We start from the raw sequence: 4,491 nt of genomic DNA on the forward strand, positions 1-4,491 counted from the left end.
CTGGCACCATTAGGCCGCGATTCGGTGGCTCCAATGGGGCGAGATTTGTCAGCTTAGCGCCCTATTTATTCCTTCATCTTCTGGCTGACCGAAAGCTGAACCCGGGCGCAGTAAAACTAGATGTTGGCCAAGGCGACATGACTGCCCTGTTGCCGCTGATTGTGAATGAAAATCTTTCTGCTTTTGCTACAGCGTTCCCCTGTTTTGTAGGTGACGACCTCACCAGACGATTACCACCGGAGTTACTGAAGGCACTGCTGGACGCGGGGTGCCGGATGCTGCCAGAAGATGCGCAGCATCACTCCAACGAACCAACCAAGCCAGTGTTACCGCCTTCTGCTCACTGGTTAAGCGGCAATTGGTATCTTGCTCCGCCAGCCAGAACTTCGGGAAACCAGGCCGCCTCGCGAGCATTGTCACTCAAGCTGCTGCAACGAGTTGCTGCAGATGCCGATACCTGTGAGATCGAGGCTATTTTCCGACAGGATCCGGTTCTGGCTTACCATCTGTTACGCCTCGTCAATTCGCTGGGCGTCGGCGTAGGCCGGCATATATCCAGCTTTTCGCAGGCAATCCTCATCCTTGGGCGCCAACAACTAAAGCGCTGGCTTAACCTGATGCTGTTTGCGGCCTGCCGGGACGACTACCGTTCCAACATGTTGCAGGCAAGGGTGGCTATTCGCGCTCACAGCATGGAATTGCTTGCCAAAGCTGGTGGGCTTGATCGATCAGAGCAGGAACATGCATTCATGGCCGGAATGTTCTCGCTGCTTGGAGTTTTGTTCGGCAAACCACTGACCGAGATTCTGAAGCCTCTGAAACTGAACGATTCACTGACTGATGCGGTACTTGCTTACAAAGGAAAACTCGGGCACCTGCTTCAGGCCGTGGAATGTGCTGAACGAGCAGATGAAGCCGGACTGATCAGCCTGCTTGACAGCTTGAACCTGTCGTCAGCTGATTTCAATTCGCTTAACATTGAGGCACATCAATGGATGCTGAGCGTCATCCAAGACAAACAGGATACAGTTGATGCCTGATGCGCGGCTTGAATACTGTCTTGAACTTTGTACCAGGGCACGCGATCTGGGTGGCGATGAGCTTTCTGGAGCTCTGATCGAATTACAACAGTCGCTACGGTCGATGGCGACCGACAATACCAAGTCTGGATCGGAAACGACACGTCATGACCCGGAAGTTGATGGCTGGACTAATGAGCCGGTTATCACCATGGATATGGTCGGCTACCTGACCGGCTGGAACAAGGGTGCCCAGATACTGTTCGGCTACACAGCGGAGGAAGCGATTGGTCAGCACATTCTGTTTCTTTACGCTGATGAACCTGACGACATCAATTGCGAGATTAACGAATTATTTCTCGACCACGACAATCCTTTGATGGAAGTTCGGCGCCGCAAGAAATCGGGCGAGACATTTCGCGCCAATCTCTCGTTGAAACATATTCTTGACGACAACAAAGAACCCATCGGAATGGCGGCCCACCTTTGTGAAATTGCCGACCGTCTATCCATAGAAGAGAAGCAACGCCTGCATGCGCGGATCATTGAGGATAGCGACGAGGGGATTCTGATTACCGATTCCGACGAACTGATTGTATCGGTCAACTCGGCGTTCTCGCGAATTACCGGCTATTCAGCCAGAGAAGCCATCGGCAAAACCCCCGATCTTCTTCGTTCAGGAGTGCATAGTGCCGATTTCAGGTCGGAGGTGCGCGGTGCAATGCATGGAGCAGGTGCATGGCATGGTGAAATCGTCGGCAAACGGAAAAATGGCAATTTGTTCCCGCAATCGGTCTCTATCGGGGTTGTGCGCAATACGGGAGGTGTCGTCACACATGCTTTCTCGATTTTCTCCGATATCAGTGTTTTGCGTGCCGCTGAAGAACGCATGCAGCGGATCATCAATTACGATAGTCTGACTGGCCTGCCAAATCGCACGCTGTTCCACCAGCTTGTAGAGCAGTCACTGACTGCGGCACGTCGTAACAACGCTCACTGTGCCTTGCTGGTCATCGACCTCAACCGTTTCACCTCGGTCAACGATTCACTTGGCCATGAAGTAGGCGATGAGTTATTGCGACAGGTCGGCCAACGCTTCCGGGAAGCGCTGCGCAAGGAAGATATCCTGGCCAGAGTCGGAGGCGATGAGTTCGTCGTGGCACTAATCAGCGTCCAGAAAAGCGAGCACAGCGGCCTTGTCGCAGAAAAACTGCTCAGCTCACTTGAAACGCCCTTCGTTATCGAGTCGCACGCCTTGCACATCAGCGCCAGCATCGGCATCGCGATCTACCCTGAGGACGGCCTCAGCACAGCCGCGCTGCATCGCTTTGCGGATGTCGCAATGCAACGCGTCAAGCAGAACAACGAGTCCTCCGGCTACCTGTTCTACAGCCCGGAAATGAACGTACGCGCCAAAGAGCAATGGCAACTTGAAGGCGAGTTGCGCGAGGCGCTGACCGGCTACCAACTCCTGTTGCACTACCAGCCAAAAGTCAGCTTGCGAAGCGGACGAATTGTCGGCGCCGAGGCACTCATCCGCTGGTCTCATCCAGAACATGGCATGATCCCGCCGAGCAAATTTGTACCGATTGCCGAAGAAACCGGCTTGATCCTTGAATTGGGTAACTGGGTAATCGAAGAGGCTTGCCGCCAGATTCGGAGTTGGCTGGATAGCGGGCTCGAACCGGTCCCGATCGCCGTTAACCTCTCGGCAAGACAATTTGACAATCTACTTCCGGATCGACTTCAAGCCGCAATCGAACGTCATGGTGTTCCTTGCGAGTGCCTCAAACTGGAAATCACGGAGAGTCTGCTCGTTCGAGGTCCTGAAAAAGTCATTCCGATCATGAACAAACTGGTGTCCATGGGGTTCAATCTATCGCTGGATGACTTTGGCACCGGTTACTCCAGCCTGGCCTATCTCAAGAAATTTCCGATTACCACGCTCAAGATCGACCGCGCCTTCGTAATAGGCGTCCCGGACGACCAAAACGACTGCGCCATCGCCCAAGCCATCGTTACCATGGGTAAACAACTGCGTCAGGAGATCGTCGCCGAAGGCGTTGAAACCCGGGAACAAATGACTTTCCTGCGCAACTTGGGATGTGACCAATTGCAAGGTTACCTATTCAGTCCGCCTGTTGCGGCCGCAGACTTTGAATGCATGGTCAGGGAGAAACGGCACCTGTCCCTCGACTGAGAGGCTGTGAAAAAATGCCTGAACACCCACCCCAGCGCCGCAAAGGTGAGCGAAGGAAATGCAGAGCCGCAAGGTCTCGCAGAGAAAGCCCTAAAAACAATGTGGGTTCTCTGCGTTTTCTTTGCCCCTTTGCGTCTCTGCGGTGGATTATTGATATTTTCACAGCCTCTAAAGGCGCCGCACTGCCTGGATTTCAACCAAATCTCAAGCACTCGAAGCCGGAACCAGCGCGGAGTTCTTGGAAAACAATGAAGCTGACATTTCTATCCATTGCTTTCCGTTTCCTCCGCGCTGCTGTTTTTTCGGCTTGCTGATTACTGATTACTGAATGGCAATCTGCCTGGTTTTCGCGGCTGCGCGTTTGGGTAAATTCAATTCAAGCACCCCGTTGGTGTACTTCGCTACAACTGCAGCATCATCGACCTCCTGACCCAGAGCGAACGAACGCGACACCCTCCCGTAGTAACGTTCGCTGCGCAGCACCTTGCCTCCTTCCTTCACTTCCTTTTCGTTCTTTACTTCAGCGTCGATATAAACCTGGCTACCTTCCACCGTTACATGAATGTCCTCTTTCTTTACTCCAGGAATCTCGGCATGAACGGTGTAAGCCTTGTCGTCTTCGCTGACATCAATTTTGATCTGGATTTCCTGCTGCCCTTCAAAGCGTACAGGACGCATAAAAAAGCCGCGAAAGAGATCATCAACCGCATCATCGGCGGCGTTATAGCGCAATATGTTAGCCATTTCATCCTCCTGATTAAAAAACCGGGTTCTTCCCGTACAAAAATATGTGGTCTCCCCCAATCGATTTCAAGAGGTTCTTAGCCGTTTTCGAATTACCAGCATCTGGATGCATTTCAGGCATCGGCTGGATCATCCACGCACTCCTGCTCTTGGTCTGGCTAGCAACTGGGGCATAAGCGCAGGGCTACGTTCATGCCCCGCGTGTTATCGCCACGTTGGTGCAGGGACAGGCAGCGGAGCTAGGAGTCGGGATCAGACAGAACTCCGGCCTGGTGGCCATCGAGTTCTACTGTGACTCAGCAACCATGGGTAGTTCGGAGGGGTTCTTCCGAATCGGACGCATGCTGGCCAAAAGCTCACTTAATCTGCGCAACCCGCGCCTGGCGAATGCCTAGCTAGCACTCGCGGCCCGCCTCGGCCACCGCCTTGTCCAATGAGGTATGAGCCTGAACGAGGGCTGTGATGCAACTCATACTGAGAGCGCCGAGTTGGTAATGCCTGACATTCGCCAAGGTGGAAGTGCCTATT

3 protein-coding genes are annotated in these 4,491 nt (G+C 53.3%); 2 read left to right on the forward strand and 1 reads right to left on the reverse strand.

The genetic code is table 11. From position 1 onward, the window contains the following. Nucleotides 1–1,040: EAL and HDOD domain-containing protein (locus ACOYNV_RS25900; protein WP_422902701.1), on the forward strand; the 1,040-nt coding region annotated here is incomplete at its 5' end. Then, nucleotides 1,033–3,219 (forward strand): EAL domain-containing protein, encoded by a 2,187-nt coding sequence (locus tag ACOYNV_RS25905; RefSeq protein WP_422902702.1) that lies wholly within the window; start codon nt 1,033–1,035, stop codon nt 3,217–3,219. The genes ACOYNV_RS25900 and ACOYNV_RS25905, both read left to right, overlap by 8 nt. Before the next feature lie 321 nt (nt 3,220–3,540). Here the strand turns inward: ACOYNV_RS25905 and ACOYNV_RS25910 are convergent, their stop codons facing one another. Beyond that, nucleotides 3,541–3,963, reverse strand: a complete 423-nt coding sequence (locus ACOYNV_RS25910; protein ID WP_422902703.1) for an Hsp20/alpha crystallin family protein — start codon at nt 3,961–3,963, stop codon at nt 3,541–3,543. Nucleotides 3,964–4,491: the final 528 nt, after the last annotated feature.

Origin of the sequence: Propionivibrio sp., assembly GCF_049316945.1 — a bacterium.
In the GTDB taxonomy this organism is placed as follows: domain Bacteria; phylum Pseudomonadota; class Gammaproteobacteria; order Burkholderiales; family Rhodocyclaceae; genus Propionivibrio.